The following is a 20,117-nucleotide window of genomic DNA, read 5'->3' as shown; positions in this document are numbered from 1 at the left end:
CATGAACAAGCGCCCGATCCTTGCGGATGTGATTGCCGTGGTGCCCGCCGCAGGTGTGGGCAGCCGAATGCAGGCTGCCTGCCCAAAACAGTATCTGACCATTGGTCAATTCACCCTTCTTGAACACAGCGTCGCACGTCTGCTGGCACATCCTGCGGTAAAACAGGTGATTGTGCCGGTCAGCAATGATGATGGCTGGTTCGATTCACTGCCGCTGGCGCAGGATTCCCGTATTCTCCGCGTGACCGGTGGCGACACGCGCGCCGAATCAGTGCTGGCGGGCTTAAACGCCATTCAACACAGCGAATGGGTGCTAGTGCATGACGCTGCGCGTCCTTGCCTGCATCCGGACGATTTAGCACGTCTGCTGGCGGTACGTGAGTACAGCAAGGTTGGCGGAATTCTGGCGGCGCCGGTGCGCGACACCATGAAACGCGCCGAACCGGGCAAAACCGCCATCGCTCACACCGTTGAACGCGAGGATTTATGGCACGCGTTAACGCCGCAATTTTTCCCGCATCAACTGCTTACCGCTTGCCTGACGCGCGCACTCCATGAAGGCGCTACCATTACCGATGAAGCGTCGGCGCTGGAGTATTGCGGTTATCACCCGGAATTGGTGAGTGGACGCAGCGACAATATTAAGGTGACGCGGCCAGAAGATCTGGCGCTGGCGGCCTTCTATCTTACCCAGATTCAGTTACAGGAGAGCGCATGATGCGTATCGGTCACGGTTTTGACGTTCACGCTTTTGGCGGCGAAGGTCCGTTAGTGATTGGCGGGGTGCGTATTCCCTTCGAACACGGTTTTATTGCCCATTCTGATGGTGATGTGGCGCTGCATGCGTTGACGGATGCCTTGCTCGGCGCGGTGGCGATGGGCGATATCGGCAAGTTGTTCCCGGATACCGATCCGGCGTTTAAAGGCGCTGACAGCCGCGGTTTGCTGCGCGAAGCCTGGCGTCGGATTCAGCTGAAAGGCTATCGCATCGGTAACGTTGATGTGACCATCATTGCGCAGGCACCGAAAATGTTGCCGCATGTGCCGCAGATGCGCGTCAATATCGCCGAAGATCTTGGTTGCCATATGGATGACGTCAACGTCAAAGCCACCACCACCGAAAAGCTGGGCTTTACCGGGCGTGGCGAAGGCATTGCCTGTGAAGCGGTTGCGCTGCTGATAAAGGCCGATCAGGCATGAGTGAACTGCATTACCTGCACGGCGTGCCGACTGCCACCGGCGTCATCAAAGCCAATCCCGAAGATTTCGTGGTGATTGAAGATCTTGGCTATCCCTATGATGGCGAAGGTGAACAGCTGTTGGTGCGCATCCGCAAAATTGGCTGCAATACGCGCTTTGTCGCTGAAGCCATCGCCAAATTTCTCGGTGTGCCGGTGCGCGACCTTAGCTATGCCGGCATGAAAGATCGTCATGCAGTCACCGAGCAAACACTCTGTTTCCGCGTGCCCGGCAATGGCATGCCGAATCTGGCGGGATTCCAGTTGGAAGGCGTTGAAATCCTGCAGGTGATTCGCCACAAACGCAAACTGCGTACCGGCGCGCTGGCGGGCAATGCGTTCCGCTTAGTGGTGCGTCAGATCTCCAATCGCCGTGAAGTCGACGCACGTTTACAGCAGATTCAACAGCGCGGCGTGCCGAACTACTTTGGTGAGCAGCGCTTTGGTCGTGGCGGCAACAACCTGACGCAGGCGAAACAGTGGGCGAAAGAGACATTCCGTCCGCGCGATCGCAATATGAAAGGTTTGCTGTTGTCAGCGACCCGCAGCCATCTGTTTAATCAGGTGACCAGCGCGCGTTTGCAGCGTGATGGCGCACTGGATGTGGTGCAGGTGGGCGATGCGGTACAGCTGGCCGGTCGCGGCAGCTGGTTCGTGGCGCAGGCGGAAGAGTTGCCTGACTTGCAGCAGCGCATCGATAATCATCAACTGCGCATCACTGCGCCGCTGCCGGGTCGCGGTGATGCGGGTCCGCAAGGCGACGCGCTGCTTTTTGAGCAGCAAAGCCTGGCAGGCGCAGAAGAATTGATTACACTGCTTGAGCGCGAGCGGGTTGATGCCGCGCGTCGTGCAATGCTGGTGGTGCCAAAGGATCTGCGCTGGGAATGGTGGGACGATGTGACGCTGGAGATGCAGTTCTGGCTGCCCGCGGGCAGTTTTGCCACCAGCGTGGTGCGTGAGCTTCTCCAACAAGAAGGTAACGATGCGGATATTGCTGAGTAACGATGATGGAATCCATGCGCCGGGTATTCAGACGCTGGCGCGTGCTTTACGTGAGTTTGCCGAGGTGCAGGTTGTCGCGCCCGATCGCAATCGTAGCGGCGCATCAAACTCGCTCACGCTGGAGACGCCGCTGCGTACCTTTACACATGAAAACGGCGATATCGCGGTGCAGATGGGCACGCCGACCGACTGCGTGTTCCTCGGCGTGAACAAGCTGATGCAGCCGCGTCCCGATATCGTAGTGTCCGGCATCAACGCCGGTCCAAACCTTGGCGACGATGTGATTTACTCCGGTACCGTCGCTGCGGCAATGGAAGGGCGCCATCTTGGCTTGCCTGCGCTCGCTGTTTCACTCAATGGACATCAGCATTACGACACCGCCGCATCCATCACTTGTACGCTGTTACGTGCGCTGTCGCGCGCTCCGCTGCGTACCGGCCGTATTCTTAATATCAACGTGCCTGATTTGCCGTTAGCGGAGATCAAAGGTTTCCGCGTGACCCGCTGCGGCAGCCGCCATCCCGCCGATCAGGTTATCTGCACCGAAGACCCGCGCGGCCAGCCGCTTTACTGGATTGGCCCGCCGGGGCAAAAGCTGGATGCAGGCCCGGATACCGATTTCGCTGCGGTGGATGCGGGCTACGTTTCGTTGACCGCGCTGCATGTGGATTTGACCGCGCATGCTGCACAAGAAGTATTAAGTGACTGGCTGACCCAGGCAGAGGTAAAACTCGCATGGTGAATCGCCGCATCGAAACGCTTTTGGAGCAGCTGCGCGCGCAGGGCATTCATGATGAACACCTGCTGAAAGCCATTGCCGATGTGCCTCGTGAGCGTTTTATCGATGAGGCGTTTGAGCATAAAGCGTGGGAAAACGTTGCGCTGCCGATTGGCAACGGCCAGACCATTTCTCAGCCTTACATGGTGGCGCGCATGACCGCCTTGTTAGAGCTCACGCCGGAATCGCGCGTGCTGGAAATCGGCACCGGTTCTGGCTATCAGACCGCGATCCTGGCGCATCTGGTTAATCATGTTTATTCCGTCGAACGCATCAAGGGCTTGCAGTGGCAGGCTAAGCGTCGCCTCAAGCAACTCGATCTGCATAATATCTCTACCCGGCATGGCGATGGCTGGCAGGGCTGGGCGACGCGAGGTCCGTTTGATGCCATTATCGTGACCGCCGCACCGCCTGAAATTCCGACTTTGCTGATAGCGCAATTAGGTGACGGCGGCAAAATGGTGCTGCCGGTTGGTGAGGATCAGCAGGTATTGAAGCGTTTGCGTCGTCAGGGCGATGAATTGATTGAAGAAATCATCGAACCCGTGCGCTTTGTGCCGTTGGTTCAGGGCGATCTGGCCTAGGACAGCATTACGCAATTCTTCACAACTGTTACATGGCACGGCACAGTTGATATTGTTACTATCCTTGTTTATCAATGCTAAAAACCGTTTTTAACGTTACGCGCAGTGGATAATGCGGTTAACGCCGTTACACATTTATATTCAGGGTTGCCATCACGGGGGATCAGTGAGCATGGGAAGCACAGCATTTCAATTACGCCGTTTGGCGGCACTTTCTTTGGTAGGTTTTTGGCTGGCGGGCTGTAGTTCTGGCGATAATACACAGGCACCCATTAGCCAGATTGGTGGTAATAGCGGCGATAGCGGGATGGCTTCAGCCCCAGGCGGCGGCATGATCTCTTCGCAAAACAGCGCTGTGCCCGCGATGCCACGTGGCGGAATGTTAAGCGGCGGCACACCATCCCCACAACCGTCAGGTGGAATGGTAAGTGACAATAACAATGTGGCCACGGAAAATGGTCGCATTGTGTACAATCGCAATTATGGGAATATTCCTAAAGGTAGCTACGGTGGTGAAACCTATACCGTAAAACGTGGCGATACCCTGTTCTACATTGCCTGGATTACCGGCAACGATTTCCGCGATCTGGCACAGCGTAACAATATTGCAGCCCCGTATGGCTTGAACGCTGGGCAAACGCTGCAGGTTGGTAATGGTAACGGCCAGACCATTACCGGTGGAAACGCGATTACTGCTGCCGATGCAACGCAGGGCGGCGTGCCAGTTACACCGAGCCAGACGCAAATTAAATCCACCCCTGTTGCACAGCAACCTGTTATTACGTATTCTGATGATTCGGGTAATTCGTCGGGTAGCAAATTGCTGCCGTCGAAAGGAGCAAATAATGTGGCAACGACCACAGCTCCGGTTGTCGCACCACCTACAGTCAGCAGCACGACTAATAGCACAACTCCAGTGGGAAGCTGGCGTTGGCCGACTGATGGGAAGATCATCGATAACTTCTCCGCTGCGGAAGGCGGAAATAAAGGGGTCGATATCGCCGGTTCGCGTGGACAACCTGTTGTCGCCACAGCTTCGGGAAGAGTGGTGTACGCAGGCAACGCGCTCCGTGGGTACGGTAATTTAATCATCATCAAACACAATGATGACTACCTGAGCGCCTACGCCCATAACGACTCTATGCTGGTCCGGGAACAACAGGAAGTTAAGGCGGGGCAAAAAATCGCTACCATGGGTAGCACCGGTACCAGTTCAGTACGATTGCACTTTGAAATTCGTTACAAGGGGAAATCCGTAAACCCGTTGCGTTATTTACCGCAGCGATAATCCGGCAGAACCTTGGTTCTGCCCTTGGATCACGGGTAGGAGCCGCTAATGAACCAGAATACGCTGAAAGTTAACGATTTACATGAAGATGCGGAATTCGAGGAAAACAACGGAGCTGAGGTTTTTGATGAGAAGGCTCTCGTTGAGAACGAACCTGGTGATAACAACGACGTAGCGGAAGAAGAGCTGTTGTCACAGGGTGCGACGCAACGCGTTTTGGATGCGACGCAGCTTTACCTCGGAGAGATTGGTTATTCACCGCTGCTGACGGCAGAAGAAGAAGTCTTCTTTGCGCGCCGTGCACTGCGGGGTGACATTCCATCTCGCCGCCGCATGATTGAAAGTAACTTACGTTTGGTAGTAAAGATTGCCCGTCGTTATAGCAATCGTGGTCTGGCGCTGCTGGATCTGATTGAAGAGGGTAATCTCGGCTTGATTCGCGCCGTAGAGAAGTTTGACCCAGAACGTGGGTTCCGTTTCTCAACTTACGCCACGTGGTGGATTCGTCAGACAATTGAACGGGCGATTATGAATCAAACCCGTACCATCCGTCTGCCAATCCACATCGTTAAAGAGTTAAATGTTTACCTGCGTACCGCGCGTGAACTTTCGCACAAGCTTGATCATGAGCCAAGTGCTGAAGAGATTGCCGAGCAGCTAGACAAGCCTGTTGATGACGTGAGCCGTATGCTGCGTCTCAATGAGCGCATTACCTCGGTCGATACACCTTTGGGTGGCGATTCCGAAAAAGCGCTGCTGGATATCCTGGCCGATGAGAAAGACAACGGTCCGGAAGACACCACGCAAGACGATGATATGAAACAGAGCATCGTTAAGTGGTTGTTTGAACTGAATGCCAAGCAGCGTGAAGTGCTGGCGCGTCGTTTCGGCCTGTTAGGCTACGAAGCGGCAACGCTTGAAGATGTCGGTCGTGAAATCGGTTTGACCCGTGAACGCGTACGTCAGATTCAGGTGGAAGGACTGCGTCGTCTGCGTGAGATTCTGCAGACGCAAGGTTTGAACATCGAAGCACTGTTTCGTGAATAACAGAATACGTGGTTAATACAAGAAGCGGTGGTGAAAACCACCGCTTTTTTATTGGTTAAAATAAACAGACAGCACTTTGTTAATTGATCGAAGTAAAATCTTTTAACGCTATCACTTAAATCCTCACCTAAATAGATAAACGTAAACTAAATCCATTAGATGTTAATTAAACATCTAATAAATGCTCAATTTATCTTGCTCTCATTTAGAGAATTGTAATGCTGCGCACGACTTTCTTTGCAATTTTGCCTTATTTCCTTTCTCCGTGTCACTCTGATAAAAGTTTTTAACACGGTGCTATGCCATTTTCTTGCTCGCTGTATCACCAGGATATTCAAGCAATGAATAACTAAAAGGGAGTGAGAAGAACAATGCGTGTGCAAAGCAGCAGTACAAAGTCACAATACTCCAGAGTGGTTTTTGGGATGCCAATATCTCTGCTATGGGGATATATTGCGATGGCCATCTTCATGACCGGCGATGGCATCGAACTGGCTCATCTCTCCCGATATCTCTACGATCTCGGCTATGGAGAAAAACAAGTTTCATTAGTTTTCACCGTTTATGCGTTAACGGCAGCAGTTTCAAGTTGGCTTTCCGGTGCCGTGAGTGAAATTTATGGTCCGAAGAAAATTATGCTCACCGGCGCTATTTGGTGGATGGTGTTACATGCCGTATTTGTTTATTTTGGCGTAAGTGAAAATAACTTTACCTTGATGTTGGTGAGTTATACGTTGCGCGGCTTCGCTTATCCGCTGTTCTTTTATGGATTCTATGTATTAGTGGTGCAGCGCACGCCTGAGCATCGACTTGCCTCCGCAACCGGCTGGATATGGTCGATGTTTACCATTGGTTATGGCATTACCGCTTCCTTCCTCTCCGGCCTTCTGGTGCCTGAAATTGGGTTCATCAATACGCTTTGGCTTTCACTGCTGTTTGCTGCGGTGGGCGGTGTGATTATATTGTTTACGGTTAAAAATCAGAGTGAACACAATCTAAATAGTGACGGCGTCAGTCGCAAAGAAAAATTGCGGGAAATATCGCGCGGAATAACCTTGATCTTCGAAGACCGCAGTATGTTCTTTGCGCTGATAACACGCATCTTATGTAATGTGGCATTATTTGGCCTGCCGGTATTTATGCCGATCTATTTCACCCGTGAATTAGGATTTTCTACTAAAGAGTGGGCGACTATCTGGGGCGTATTTTTCCTGGTTCAACCAATAACCAATGTGCTTTGGGGCATTATTGGCGATCGTATTGGCTGGATTTTTCAAATGCGCTGGTTTGGTTTCTTCGGATGCACGATTACCACTGCCGCTTTCTATTATTTACCCTCATTTTTCCCAGGTAATCTGGCGTTAGCCATTGTCTGCGCGCTGTTATTAGCCTTAACGCTTACCTCCTTTGTGCCAATGGGGGCTATTTTCCCGATGCTGGCGCCGCAGCATAAAGGCGCTGCGGTTTCGGTGCAAAATCTGGGTGGTGGTTTCGGTAATCTAATTGGTCCGGCGGTTGCCGCACTAATGTTCGGCCTGTCATTTGAAATCAAGCACGTGATTATTACTTTCTCCGTTCTCTATTTTGCTGGCGGCGTCATGACATTCTTTATTCGTGATCCCCAACCAAAATAGAGCGTAACGCTCCTTTCAAGACCACGGCCAGCGAATCCGAATAAATACCCCCAATGAAAAGGACCACAATATGACAACACCATTTTCACTGCAAAATAAGGTCGCCATCGTCACCGGCGCCGCATCGGGAATTGGTTACGCCATTGCCCGCTGTTTAAGTGCTGCGGGTGCCCAAGTGGCGATGATCGATCGCGCAGAAGAGGTAAAAACGGTTGCCAGCAAGATGGACAACCCTGCGCGAGGTTACGTTTTCGATCTGGCTAATGTCGAAGCGCTTGGCGAACTGGTTGAGCAGATTCACCATGATTTTGGCCGCATTGACATCCTGGTCAATAACGCCGGTATTGGCATGCTGGAATCCGTGGGCGAAGTGCAACTCGCCAGCTGGAATACCACGATGTTGATTAACATGACCGCGCCATTCTTCCTCGCTCAGCATTGTGCTCGATATATGAAAGAACACGGTTTTGGCCGCCTGATTAACATCGCCTCACAGGCCAGCGTCATTGCACTCAATGAGCACGCGGCATATTGCACCAGCAAATCAGGTATGGTGTCTTTCACGCGGGTGTTGGCAGCGGAGTTGGGGCCGTTTGGTATTACCGCTAATGCCATTTCACCAACGGTGGTTGAGACGGAATTAGGTAAGCGTTACTGGCATGGGGAGCGAGCGGAGCAGATGAAATCAAAAATCCCATCACGACGTTTTGCCACACCTGACGAAGTCGCGAGTACGGTGTTGTATCTCAGCAGCAATGAAGCGGCAATGGTCAATGGCGAGAATTTAGTGATCGATGGGGGATATAGTGTGATTTAAAGCCGGGCGAGTTGATTAGTATGAGCCCGCTGAAATTGCTTAACACCAGGGAATTGTAAGAAAGAAAAAATGGCCCGCACAGAACGTTGCTTCTGGGCGGGCGAATAACTACACCAGCGTTTTCAAGCGATAGATCCATTCCAGCGCTTGCTTCGGCGTTAAGCTGTCTGGGTCCAGTGCCTCAAGCGCATCAACCGCCGGTGAGGTTTCTGCCACCAGCAACTGCATTTGCGAACCTTCCACTGTGGATGCGGCGGAGCTGCCAGATAACGCTTCCAGCTCCTTCAGCTTGTTACGCGCGCGCTTAATCACTTCCTTCGGCACGCCCGCCAGCGCCGCCACCGCGAGACCATAACTTTTGCTTGCTGCACCATCCTGCACGCTGTGCATAAAGGCGATGGTGTCTCCGTGTTCGACCGCATCCAGATGCACATTCACGACACCTTCCATTTTTTCCGGCAGCGTGGTCAGCTCGAAATAGTGGGTGGCAAACAGCGTCATGGCCTTAATGCGATTCGCTAAACTTTCAGCGCAGGCCCATGCCAGCGACAAACCATCATAAGTTGAGGTGCCGCGCCCGATTTCATCCATCAGTACCAGACTGTTTTCGGTAGCGTTATGCAGAATGTTGGCGGTTTCCGTCATCTCCACCATAAAGGTCGAGCGTCCGGAAGCCAGATCATCAGCAGCCCCGACGCGCGTGAAGATGCGATCGATAGGGCCGATGACGGTCTCCTCTGCTGGCACATAGCTGCCTATCCACGCCATCAGCGCGATCAACGCTGTCTGGCGCATGTAGGTACTTTTACCACCCATATTGGGGCCGGTAATGATCAGCATGCGACGCTGCGGTGAGAGTGACAGCGGATTCGCGATAAACGGCTCTTTCAATACCTGCTCGACCACCGGATGGCGGCCTGCAGTAATACGGATGCCGGCTTTTTCTTGCAGCACCGGGCGGCAATAATTCAGCGTCCATGCACGTTCGGCCAGGTTTGCTAGCACGTCCAGCTCAGAGAGTGCAGCCGCACTGATTTGCAGGGCTTCAAGATGCGGTAGCAAGCGGTCAAACAGCTCATCGTAAAGACCTTTCTCCAGTGCCAGCGCTTTGCCCTTCGACGTCAGGACCTTATCTTCATACTCTTTTAGTTCAGGAATGATATAGCGTTCAGCATTTTTCAGCGTCTGGCGGCGAACGTAATGAATCGGCACCAGATGGCTTTGACCACGGCTGACCTGAATGTAGTAGCCGTGAATCGCGTTAAAGCCGACTTTCAGCGTATCCAGCCCGAGTTTCTCGCGCTCTCGGATTTCCAGACGATCAAGATAATCGGTGGCACCATCGGCTAGCGCACGCCACTCGTCGAGTTCAGCGTTGTATCCCGGAGCGATCACGCCACCGTCGCGCACCAGCACTGGCGGCGATTCAATGATCGCCTGTTCCAGCAACTCACGCAGTTCGGTAAATTCGCCCATCTGAGAGCGTAGATTAATTAACTGCGTGGCCTCAACGCCTTCAAGTTGTTGATTTAACGCTGGCAACTGCTGGAAGGCATGGCGCATACGTGCCAAATCGCGTGGGCGCGCGGTGCGCAGTGCCAGTCGCGCCAGAATACGCTCCAGATCGCCCACCTGGCGCAGCACCGGCTGCAGCTCCTGACTAAGCGATTGCAGTTCTGCGATAGACTCCTGACGCCGGGCAATGGTAGTGACATCGCGCAGCGGCATATGCAGCCAGCGTTTCAGCATACGGCTGCCCATCGGCGTGACGGTTTTATCCAGTATCGCCGCCAGTGTATTCTCGATGCCGCCGGCCAGGTTTTGCGTTATCTCCAGGTTGCGGCGCGTAGCAGCATCCATGATCACGCTATCCTGCTGACGTTCCATGCTCAGTGAGCGAATATGCGGTAACGACGTGCGTTGCGTGTCTTTAACATATTGCAGCAGACATCCTGCAGCGCGTAGCGCCAGATGCGCCTGCTCAACGCCAAAACCACTTAAGTCGCGGGTGCCAAATTGCAGATTGAGCTGCTGGCGCGCCGTATCGATTTCATATTCCCACAGCGGGCGGCGACGCAGGCCACGGCGTTGATCGATCAACGTCATTGCCTGGAAATCTTCGGGATAGAGCAGTTCAGCCGGATTGGTGCGCTGCAGTTCTGCTGCCATCGTCTCCAGATCGCCGGGTTCACTCAGGCGGAAGCGGCCAGAACTGATGTCCAGCGTTGCATAACCAAAACCGCGCTGGCTCTGGAAGATGGCGGCGAGCAGGTTATCCTGGCGCTCTTGCAGCAACGCTTCATCGCTGATGGTGCCGGGTGTAACGATACGCACCACTTTTCGCTCAACCGGGCCTTTGCTCAAGGCTGGGTCGCCAATCTGCTCACAGATCGCCACCGATTCGCCGAGCTGGACCAGTTTCGCCAGATAGCCTTCAACCGCATGGTAAGGCACGCCCGCCATCGGAATCGGTTCCCCAGCAGAGGCGCCGCGTTTAGTCAGAGAGATTTCCAGCAGTTGCGAGGCGCGTTTCGCGTCATCGTAAAACAGCTCGTAAAAATCGCCCATGCGATAAAACAGCAGGATGTCAGGATGATCGGCCTTCAGGCGCAGGTATTGCTGCATCATCGGCGTATGGCCACTAAAGTCCATTTGCTCTGCTCCTTTCATCTCATTCTCACTCAACATTCATTCTTTTAATTACCTGAGGCTGGGTCAATGCAGCCCGGAAGTGTCGTTATCACTTGGGCGGATAACGAAAGCGGGATATTACCATTTTTGCCGCGTAACCTTCATCCGCCAGCAGGGCTTTATGGCTGCCGACCATAACAAATTGCCGCAAACGGTAAAAAGCAAAATTTAATGAAAAAGGTAAAGTGTGGAGCGGTTTCGCAAATTCGCGTTGCAACCGGCTGAAACGGGCGGGAAACGGCTAAATTTTAAGATATTGCTCTGTATGTCACCCCGATGAACGATTACCATGAGTGCTTCCGGTTTCACCTGGCTTATGGATATCCAATGCGTTTTAAGGTTGCTCTTCTTCCGCTTATTACTCTGCTTGCTGCCTGCAGCAGTAAGCCTGCATCCCATCAGCAGCCCGCCGTTGTGCCTGCACCGAAAGGCGGTTTTTTGCTGGAACCTTCGCACGCGGTTCAACCGATGTTTGGCGATTTTGCGGGTAACCCCGCCGCTGAACAGTTCATTGATCAAATGGTGGCAAAACACGGTTTTAACCGTGAGCAATTGCATGCGGTTATCGGCCAGGCGAAGCGTCTGGATTACGTGCTGCGTTTGATGGATCAGCAAGCCCCGAGCTATACGCCGCCAACCGGGCCAAATGGCGCGTGGATTCGCTATCGCAATAAGTTTATTACTCCGGATAACGTGCAGAACGGCGTGGCATTCTGGAATCAGTATCAGGATGCGCTAATGCGTGCGCAGCAGGTTTACGGCGTGCCGCCGGAAATCATTGTTGGCATTATCGGCGTTGAGACGCGCTGGGGCAGGGTAATGGGCAAAACGCGCTTGCTGGATGCGCTGGCAACCTTGTCATTTAGCTATCCGCGTCGTGCAGCTTACTTCAGCGGTGAGCTGGAAACCTTCCTGCTGATGGCGCGAACAGAGCAAGACGATCCGCTGGATCTGCGCGGCTCCTTTGCCGGTGCGATGGGTTATGGACAGTTCATGCCATCCTCTTATAAGCAATACGCAGTCGATTTTAATGGCGATGGTCATATCAACCTTTGGGATCCGGTTGATGCGATTGGTAGCGTAGCCAACTACTTCAAAGAACATGGCTGGCGTGCGGGCGAGAACGTTGCGGTACCAGCCAGCGGGCAGGCTCCGGCATTGGAGAATGGCTTTAAAACCAAGTACCCGGTCAGCACCTTAGCCGCGAGTGGGTTAACGCCGCAGGGATCGCTGGGCGGCAATACTCAGGTCAGTTTGCTGCGTTTGGATCTCGGCACCAGCTATCAATATTGGTATGGTCTGCCCAACTTCTATACCATTACGCGCTATAACCACAGCACCCACTATGCAATGGCGGTGTGGCAGTTGGGTGAAGCCGTGGCTAAAGCACGCCAGGGCAGCCTGTTTTAATGCTGTCCATATAAAGTGTGAGGGTATAAGATGGCGCCCCATTTGCGGTGCCATCTTCACCGCATCCGACTTCTGAGGAGCGCTTATGAGTACCTTTCCTGCCTGTCCTGTCTGCCACGCCGATTACACCTGGCAAGATGGCGAGAACCTGAATTGCCCATCTTGCGGCCATATCTGGACGGCAAACGCCGATGATGCATCGGAAGGTATGGTGGTACGCGATGCCAACGGCAACCTGTTAGCCGATGGCGACAGCGTCACTGTCGTTAAAGATCTTAAGGTTAAAGGCAGCTCTTCGACGTTGAAAATTGGTACCAAAGTCAAAAGCATTCGCCTGGTCGAAGGCGATCACAACATTGATTGCAAAATTGATGGTTTTGGCCAGATGAAACTCAAATCTGAGTTCGTCAAAAAGAATTAATTATGGGACGGCTTTGCGCCGTCCTGTTTGTTTCAACTCAGTAAACGATCCACTTCCTCGCACTGTTCCGCTGTTAGCTCGCCACCATAATTGCGCGAGTCGCTGCGCATTGAATCAAATCGACGTGCAACAGCCGTTTTTATGGTGGTAACAAAATCATCGCCGATAGTGTAAATCGCCATCAGTTTACCAATACGTTGCTGAATCTCACTGAGCTGCGCTACATCGCCCGCCCGCCAGGCCTGCATCGCACGGGCAAATAGCTCCGGTACAATATTGGTCAAGCCGGAAATCACACCTGAACCGCCAGCCAGTAGATTGGGCAACAGATATTCGTCATAGCCGGAAAGCACGGTGAAATCACTGCGCACCTGCTTCGTTTCTTCAATCATTGCGCGGTTGTGCGACAAGCAATCCATGGTGTCTTTGATGCCAATAAAGTTGGGCAGCTCTGCCGCCAGTTCTGCGACCAACGCAGGCGTTAAATCACAGCCGGTGCGTGCGGGGAAATTGTAGGCGAACCACTTGCCGCCCAGCTGTGTATCCAGCGCTTTGAAATAGCGCAGCAGCTGTTTATGTGTCTGCCCGTAATAGTAAGGAGGCAGCACCATTACAGCATCAAATCCGTTCTGCCAGGCCGCATCTGCCAGTTGCAGCATGTCCGCAATACAGGTGCTGGAGACATTTGCCACCATGGTCAGGGGCGAGAGTTGACGCGCCTCGCGGGTCAGTAACAGGCGCTCCTGCTGCGAGAGCGAGGCAAATTCGCCAATACTGCCCATCAGCAGCAAGGTATCAATGCCTGATTGGCTCAGGCGAGAAAAATGGCGGCCAAGCGCATCAATATCGAGATTATTGTTGCTATCAAAGGGCGTTACTGACGGACACCATACGCCGGGCAATGCGGGTTGTGCAGACATATCAAGCTCCTTGGTTGGAAAATGAAACGTCGTTTTAACTTAATGCTATCTGCACAGGCTAACCAGCTAACGAGGGCAAAAAGGTGAGATATCGCACTTTTCTCTTTCTATAAACGCATGAAAAGCAGGTAGTGTTTAACCCCTCAGCCAAGACAGGAGCATTGCCATGCAAGACTGGAATCCACAGCTGTATCGCCAATTTGAATCAGAGCGAACCCGCCCGGCGCGCGAGCTATTGGAGCGCATTCCGCTCGATGATGTGCGCTTTGCCACCGATCTTGGTTGCGGACCCGGCAACAGCACCGAGCTACTGGCACAAGCCTGGCCGGAGGCGCAGATAACCGGCATTGACAGTTCTGCGGCAATGTTAGAACAGGCGCGCGAACGTCTCCCCAACTGCCATTTCCTGCAGGCCGATATTCGTCGCTGGCAGGCTGAACAGCCGCAGCAGGTTGTCTATGCCAACGCCTCGCTGCAGTGGCTGACCGAGCATCACACCTTGCTGCCGCATCTGGTTGATCAATTGGCCATCGGTGGCGCGCTAGCGATTCAGATGCCGGATAATCTTGAAGAACCATCGCACCGTCTGATGCGTGAAGTGGCGGCGAATGAAAAATGGCAGGCGCTGATTTCGCCACAAGCGGCGGATCGCAAACGTCTGCTAACCACCGATCGCTATTACGATCTGCTGACCGATGCGGGTTGTCAGGTTGATGTCTGGCGCACTACTTATTATCACCCGATGGCAGATGCGCAGGGCATCATTACCTGGTTGCGTGCCACCGGGCTGCGTCCTTTCCTCGCGGGGCTGGATGAAACGCAGCAGGCAGCATTTCTTCATGATTATCATCAGGCCCTCATTCCGGCTTACCCCGCACGCAGTAACGGCCAGGTTTTGTTAGCCTTCCCGCGTCTGTTTATGGTTGCAGTGAAAACAGGTTGAGGTATCTGGAATCCACTGCGCAGAAATGATGGCTGAAGGTTGAAAAGGGCTTTTCAGTGCACCATTTACTGCTAACGTGAAGCGCCACAACGGGAGAAGGCGATGAACGATGAACAGTTACAGCAGCTAAGCCACCGCATTGGCGAACAGCTGAAGAGACGTCAGGCCACGGTGACCGCTGCAGAATCCTGCACCGGCGGCTGGATTGCGAAAGTATTTACTGATATCAGCGGTAGCTCTGCCTGGTTTGAGCGCGGTTTCGTTACTTACAGCAATGAAGCTAAGCAGCAGATGGTCGGCGTACAGGAGACAACGTTGCAGCAGCATGGCGCCGTAAGTGAACAGACGGTGCGTGAGATGGCTACCGGTGCGGCTAAAGCGGCAGCGGCAGAATACGCCATCGCCGTAAGCGGTATTGCCGGTCCTGAAGGTGGCACGCCCGATAAACCGGTGGGCACCGTGTGGTTTGCGATTGTGGGTCCAGAGGGGCGCGTACTAGCGCAGCGCCAGATCTTTGCTGGCGACCGTGATGCGGTACGCCGTCAGTCAGTGGCTTGGGCGCTGCAAACGCTGCTTGATGAATTTCTGATAAATTAAAACTTGATACTGTATGACTATACAGTATAATTAGCTGCAACAGAACGAGCGACATACTTGATGTCGACTCACCCAGCATGATTAGGAGTGGAAATGGCGATCGACGAGAACAAACAGAAGGCTTTAGCTGCCGCACTGGGCCAGATTGAGAAGCAATTTGGTAAAGGCTCCATCATGCGCTTGGGTGAAGACCGCTCAATGGATGTCGAAACCATCTCTACCGGCTCACTGTCACTGGATATCGCGCTGGGCGCGGGTGGCTTGCCGATGGGCCGTATCGTTGAGATTTACGGACCGGAATCTTCGGGTAAAACCACGCTGACGCTGCAGGTCATTGCTTCTGCACAGCGTAAAGGTAAAACCTGTGCCTTTATCGATGCTGAGCACGCACTGGATCCGGTGTACGCGAAAAAACTGGGCGTTGATATCGATAACCTGCTGTGTTCACAGCCGGATACCGGTGAGCAAGCGCTGGAGATTTGTGATGCGCTGGCGCGTTCAGGCGCAGTTGACGTCATCATCGTCGACTCCGTGGCGGCGCTGACGCCGAAAGCGGAAATCGAAGGCGAGATTGGCGATTCGCACATGGGTCTGGCCGCTCGTATGATGAGCCAGGCAATGCGTAAGCTGGCGGGTAACCTGAAGCAGTCCAACACGCTGCTGATCTTCATCAACCAGATTCGTATGAAGATTGGTGTGATGTTCGGTAACCCGGAAACCACAACAGGCGGTAACGCACTGAAATTCTACGCTTCTGTTCGTCTGGATATCCGCCGTATCGGTGCGATTAAAGAGGGCGACGAAGTGGTAGGTAGCGAAACCCGCGTGAAAGTCGTGAAGAACAAAGTTGCGGCACCGTTTAAGCAGGCTGAATTCCAAATCATGTACGGCGAAGGTATCAACACCTTTGGCGAGCTGGTGGATCTTGGCGTGAAGCACAAACTGGTTGAGAAAGCCGGCGCGTGGTACAGCTACAACGGTGAGAAGATTGGTCAGGGTAAAGCTAACTCCACCAACTTCCTTAAAGAGAACCCGGCGATTGCGAATGAAATCGACAAGAAGCTGCGTGACTTACTGCTAAGTGGTGATGCCGCCGCCGCAGACACCGCGAAAATCTCCGCGGATGATCGCGAAGAAGCCAGCGAAACCAACGAAGATTTCTAAAATATTAACGGGAGCAGAAATGCTCCCGTTTTGCTTTTCCCCGCCAGCGCTTTTCCTCTCTGCCTTCTTGCTTTACTCTGCGACCCTGCACGACTGTTAGAACAAGGTTGATCCTATGTCATCATCACCATCTGCGGCACCGGTGCCAACATATTCCCGTTTACTCGACCGCGCTATGCGCATCCTTTCGCAGCGCGACCACAGTCGTGAAGAGCTGAAGCGTAAATTACAGCTCTCTTCCCAACGTGCGGCTTATCTGCAGCAGCAGGAAAATACGCCCATTCCCGACGAGTTACTGGAAAAAGTGCTCGACTGGTGTCAGGAAAGCGGTTGGCTCAACGATGAGCGCTTTACCGAACGCTTTATTCAAAGCCGTGCACGTAAAGGATATGGTCCACAGCGCGTGCGTATGGAATTGCAGCAAAAGGGCATTGGCCGTGAGGAGATCAATCAGGCGCTATTCGATACCGAAGTAGACTGGAGCCAGTGCGCAGCCGATCTTGCCAAACGCAAATTTGGCGAACCCTTACCGCAAACCTGGACTGAGAAAAGCAAGGTACAGCGTTTTTTAATGTCGAAAGGCTTTATGATGGAAGATATTCAGGCTGTTTTCAGAAATAGTGACGACTGAAAGGCGATGTGATTTTACTTCCCACTGAAGAAAATTTATCTTATTCCCACTTTTTGTTCCTCAGTCAGCGGCAGGCCGGATGGATAGGGTTTGCCAGCGAAAGGGAACGTTCGTTAGCGTGATTCCAGGAATTTTATGAGCAAGAGCACTGCTGAGATCCGTCAAGCGTTTCTCGACTTTTTTCATAGCAAGGGACATCAGGTTGTAGCCAGCAGCTCCCTCGTACCGAACAACGACCCGACTTTGCTGTTTACCAATGCCGGGATGGTCCAGTTTAAAGACGTTTTCCTCGGTCAGGATAAGCGCGACTATGCGCGTGCAACGACGTCGCAGCGCTGTGTGCGTGCCGGCGGCAAGCATAACGACCTCGAAAACGTGGGCTACACGGCACGTCACCACACCTTCTTTGAAATGTTGGGCAACTTCAGCTTTGGTGATTACTTCAAGAAAGAAGCGATCGCTTATGCATGGGAACTGCTGACGGGTGAGCAGTGGTTCAAGCTGCCTAAAGAGCGCCTGTGGGTGACCGTCTATGAAACAGACGATGAAGCCTTCGAAATCTGGGCTAACGATATTGGTGTGCCGCGCGAGCGCATTATCCGTATCGGTGACAACAAAGGCAGCGCTTTCGCATCAGACAACTTCTGGCAGATGGGCGACACCGGACCTTGCGGTCCATGTACCGAAATTTTCTTCGATCACGGCGATCATATCTGGGGCGGCCCACCGGGCAGCCCGGAAGAAGATGGCGATCGTTACATCGAGATCTGGAACATCGTCTTCATGCAGTTCAACCGTCAGGCCGACGGCACCATGGAGCCGCTGCCTAAACCGTCAGTGGATACCGGCATGGGTCTGGAGCGTATTGCTGCCGTGTTGCAGCACGTTAACTCCAACTATGAAATCGATCTGTTTGCCAAACTGATCAAATCAGTTGCGCAGGTAACTGGCGCAACCGATCTGGATAACAAGTCGCTGCGCGTTATCGCTGACCATATTCGCTCTTGTGCCTTCCTGATCGCCGATGGCGTAATCCCATCGAATGAAAACCGCGGCTATGTGCTGCGTCGCATTATTCGTCGCGCGGTACGTCACGGCAATATGCTGGGTGCGAAAGAAGCCTTCTTCTACAAGCTGGTTGCGCCACTGATTGAAGTGATGGGAGCTGCAGGCGAAGACCTGAAGCGTCAGCAGAAGCATGTTGAAAACGCGCTTAAAAACGAAGAAGAGCAGTTTGCCAAAACGCTGGAGCGTGGACTCGCGCTGCTGGATGAGGAATTGGCCAAGCTGCAGGGCGATACGCTTGATGGCGAAACGGTGTTCCGTCTGTACGACACCTTCGGTTTCCCGGCGGATTTGACCGCTGACGTGTGCCGTGAGCGCAATCTGAAGATTGATGAAGCGGGTTTTGAAGCCGCGATGGAGCAGCAGCGTCAGCGTGCGCGTGAAGCCAGCGGTTTTGGTGCCGACTATAACAATGTCATTCGCATTGATGCCGCAACCGACTTTAAAGGCTATGACCATCTGGAACTGAATGCGACAGTCGAAGCACTGTTCGTCGACGGTCAGCAAGTTGAGCAGATCAGCGCAGGTCAGGACGCGGTGGTCGTGCTGGACGAAACGCCGTTCTACGGCGAGTCAGGTGGACAGGTTGGCGATACTGGCGTGCTGGCTGGGCAGAATGCTGAATTTAGCGTTCAGGATACACAGAAGTATGGTAAAGCGATTGGTCATATCGGTAAGCTGAGCAACGGTCAGTTACGCGTTGGTGACCGTTTGCATGCGCAGGTTGATGAAACGCGTCGCGCGCGCATCCGTTTGAATCACTCCGCCACGCACTTACTGCATGCAGCACTGCGTCAGGTGTTGGGTGATCACGTAGGACAAAAAGGCTCGCTGGTTAACGATAAATATCTGCGTTTCGACTTCTCTCATTTTGAAGCCATGAAACCGCAGGAAATCCGTCAGGTCGAGGATATTGTTAACGCGCAGATTCGCCGCAACCTTGTCGTTGAGACCGAAATCATGGATCTCGATGATGCAAAACAGAAGGGCGCAATGGCGCTGTTTGGTGAGAAATACGATCAGCGCGTACGTGTGCTGACCATGGGCGATTTCTCTACCGAACTCTGTGGTGGTATTCACGCGCTGCGTACCGGTGATATTGGCCTGTTCCGCATTCAGTCTGAATCGGGCACTGCTGCAGGTGTACGCCGCATTGAAGCCGTAACCGGCGAAGGTGCGTTGGCACAAGTGAATGCGCAAAGCCAACAGTTGCTGGATGTGGCGCAATTGGTGAAAGCCAATAGCAGTAACCTGAATGAGAAAGTGCGCGGCTTAGTTGATCACGTCCGCGCGCTGGAAAAAGAGTTGCAGCAACTGCGCGATCAGCAAGCTGCGCAGGAAAGCGCGTCACTGAGCAGTAAGGCGATTGACGTTAAAGGCACGAAGTTGCTGGTCAGTGAACTGAGCAACGTTGAGCCGAAAATGTTGCGTACCATGGTTGACGATCTGAAGAACCAGTTAACGTCTGCCATTATCGTGCTGGCAACGGTTGATGATGGCAAAGTTTCATTGATTGCTGGCGTGACCAAAGATCTTACTGACCGTGTAAAAGCCGGCGAGCTGATTGGCGAACTGGCCTCTCAGGTTGGTGGTAAAGGCGGTGGTCGCCCAGATATGGCTCAGGCCGGCGGTACAAATCCGCAGGCGCTGGCTGGCGCGCTGGCAGGCGTGCAGGAATGGGTCAGTGACCGACTGTAACGTATAAAATTTCGCATTGTGATAAGCGCCAGAAGCCCGTTTTCTGGCGCTTTTTTAACGCGGTGCACACCAGGTAATGACAAAGTCCGGTTGATGTAGTGTATTTCGGCTAAACTAACTATCAGCAGAATGTATTGGCATGGCGAAGCACAATGGTGTATTTGTCATAGGCATTGTTCAGCGTTATAT

Annotated in this window: 18 protein-coding genes; 16 read left to right on the top strand and 2 right to left on the bottom strand. The window is 53.2% G+C overall.

The window, feature by feature from the left end:
• The first annotated feature begins 1 nt into the window (after position 1).
• The 9 genes from ispD to P6287_RS15145 all read left to right on the top strand — a co-directional run bounded on the left by ispD (position 2) and on the right by P6287_RS15145 (position 8,388).
• On the top strand, positions 2–718 hold the full coding sequence (gene ispD, locus P6287_RS15185; protein WP_192411996.1) for a 2-C-methyl-D-erythritol 4-phosphate cytidylyltransferase: 717 nt from the start codon (positions 2–4) through the stop codon (positions 716–718).
• Positions 718–1,200 (top strand): 2-C-methyl-D-erythritol 2,4-cyclodiphosphate synthase, encoded by a 483-nt coding sequence (gene ispF, locus P6287_RS15180; protein WP_061719965.1) that lies wholly within the window; start codon positions 718–720, stop codon positions 1,198–1,200. Before ispD ends, ispF begins: the two co-directional genes overlap by 1 nt.
• Entirely contained in the window at positions 1,197–2,240 is a 1,044-nt protein-coding gene (truD, locus tag P6287_RS15175) for a tRNA pseudouridine(13) synthase TruD (RefSeq protein WP_277974006.1), read from the top strand. Before ispF ends, truD begins: the two co-directional genes overlap by 4 nt.
• On the top strand, positions 2,221–2,982 hold the full coding sequence (surE, locus tag P6287_RS15170) for a 5'/3'-nucleotidase SurE (RefSeq protein WP_222185583.1): 762 nt from the start codon (positions 2,221–2,223) through the stop codon (positions 2,980–2,982). The genes truD and surE overlap by 20 nt, the downstream gene beginning before the upstream one ends.
• Positions 2,976–3,602 carry a protein-L-isoaspartate(D-aspartate) O-methyltransferase gene (locus P6287_RS15165; protein ID WP_008104533.1) on the top strand — a complete coding sequence of 209 codons (627 nt, stop codon included), beginning with the start codon at positions 2,976–2,978 and terminating at the stop codon, positions 3,600–3,602. Before surE ends, P6287_RS15165 begins: the two co-directional genes overlap by 7 nt.
• A gap of 166 nt (positions 3,603–3,768) precedes the next feature.
• A complete protein-coding gene (nlpD, locus tag P6287_RS15160) occupies positions 3,769–4,890 on the top strand; it encodes a murein hydrolase activator NlpD (RefSeq protein WP_277974005.1) in 1,122 nt (373 codons plus the stop codon).
• A gap of 48 nt (positions 4,891–4,938) precedes the next feature.
• Entirely contained in the window at positions 4,939–5,937 is a 999-nt protein-coding gene (rpoS, locus tag P6287_RS15155; protein ID WP_007893257.1) for an RNA polymerase sigma factor RpoS, read from the top strand.
• Positions 5,938–6,395: 458 nt separating this feature from the next.
• On the top strand, positions 6,396–7,571 hold the full coding sequence (locus P6287_RS15150) for an MFS transporter (RefSeq protein ID WP_277974004.1): 1,176 nt from the start codon (positions 6,396–6,398) through the stop codon (positions 7,569–7,571).
• A gap of 70 nt (positions 7,572–7,641) precedes the next feature.
• The gene (locus P6287_RS15145; RefSeq protein ID WP_101762610.1) at positions 7,642–8,388 is read left to right on the top strand and encodes a GolD/DthD family dehydrogenase; all 747 of its coding nucleotides are present in this window, start codon (positions 7,642–7,644) and stop codon (positions 8,386–8,388) included.
• Between the two features lie 108 nt (positions 8,389–8,496).
• Here the strand turns inward: P6287_RS15145 and mutS are convergent, their stop codons facing one another.
• On the bottom strand, positions 8,497–11,040 hold the full coding sequence (gene mutS / locus P6287_RS15140; RefSeq protein ID WP_192236515.1) for a DNA mismatch repair protein MutS: 2,544 nt from the start codon (positions 11,038–11,040) through the stop codon (positions 8,497–8,499).
• Positions 11,041–11,406: 366 nt separating this feature from the next.
• Between mutS and mltB the strand changes: the two genes are divergently transcribed.
• Both mltB and P6287_RS15130 read left to right on the top strand, forming a co-directional pair.
• Complete coding sequence (gene mltB / locus P6287_RS15135; protein WP_277974003.1) at positions 11,407–12,489, top strand: lytic murein transglycosylase B; 1,083 nt, start codon at positions 11,407–11,409, stop codon at positions 12,487–12,489.
• Between the two features lie 85 nt (positions 12,490–12,574).
• On the top strand, positions 12,575–12,910 hold the full coding sequence (locus P6287_RS15130) for a zinc ribbon domain-containing protein YjdM (protein ID WP_277974002.1): 336 nt from the start codon (positions 12,575–12,577) through the stop codon (positions 12,908–12,910).
• Between the two features lie 32 nt (positions 12,911–12,942).
• Here the strand turns inward: P6287_RS15130 and P6287_RS15125 are convergent, their stop codons facing one another.
• Positions 12,943–13,830 carry a dihydrodipicolinate synthase family protein gene (locus P6287_RS15125; RefSeq protein ID WP_277974001.1) on the bottom strand — a complete coding sequence of 296 codons (888 nt, stop codon included), beginning with the start codon at positions 13,828–13,830 and terminating at the stop codon, positions 12,943–12,945.
• Positions 13,831–13,996: 166 nt separating this feature from the next.
• On the opposite strand from P6287_RS15125, the gene tam reads away from it, so the two are divergent.
• From tam to alaS, 5 genes are all read left to right on the top strand, one after another.
• On the top strand, positions 13,997–14,773 hold the full coding sequence (tam, locus tag P6287_RS15120; RefSeq protein ID WP_192411990.1) for a trans-aconitate 2-methyltransferase: 777 nt from the start codon (positions 13,997–13,999) through the stop codon (positions 14,771–14,773).
• A gap of 102 nt (positions 14,774–14,875) precedes the next feature.
• Positions 14,876–15,370: a nicotinamide-nucleotide amidase gene (gene pncC, locus P6287_RS15115; protein ID WP_192411989.1), complete on the top strand. Its 495-nt coding sequence runs from the start codon at positions 14,876–14,878 to the stop codon at positions 15,368–15,370.
• 93 nt (positions 15,371–15,463) lie between these two features.
• On the top strand, positions 15,464–16,534 hold the full coding sequence (recA, locus tag P6287_RS15110; RefSeq protein ID WP_137386329.1) for a recombinase RecA: 1,071 nt from the start codon (positions 15,464–15,466) through the stop codon (positions 16,532–16,534).
• Positions 16,535–16,649: 115 nt separating this feature from the next.
• Entirely contained in the window at positions 16,650–17,165 is a 516-nt protein-coding gene (locus P6287_RS15105) for a regulatory protein RecX (protein ID WP_192411988.1), read from the top strand.
• A 135-nt stretch (positions 17,166–17,300) separates the two neighbouring features.
• Positions 17,301–19,928, top strand: coding sequence for an alanine--tRNA ligase (alaS, locus tag P6287_RS15100; RefSeq protein ID WP_192411987.1), 2,628 nt, complete (start codon positions 17,301–17,303; stop codon positions 19,926–19,928).
• Positions 19,929–20,117 lie beyond the last annotated feature (189 nt).

Source organism: Pantoea sp. X85 (assembly GCF_029623675.1).
Taxonomy (GTDB): domain Bacteria; phylum Pseudomonadota; class Gammaproteobacteria; order Enterobacterales; family Enterobacteriaceae; genus Pantoea; species Pantoea leporis.
The sequence above is the reverse complement of the archived record's forward strand: the minus strand, read 5'-3'. Positions and strand labels throughout refer to the sequence as shown.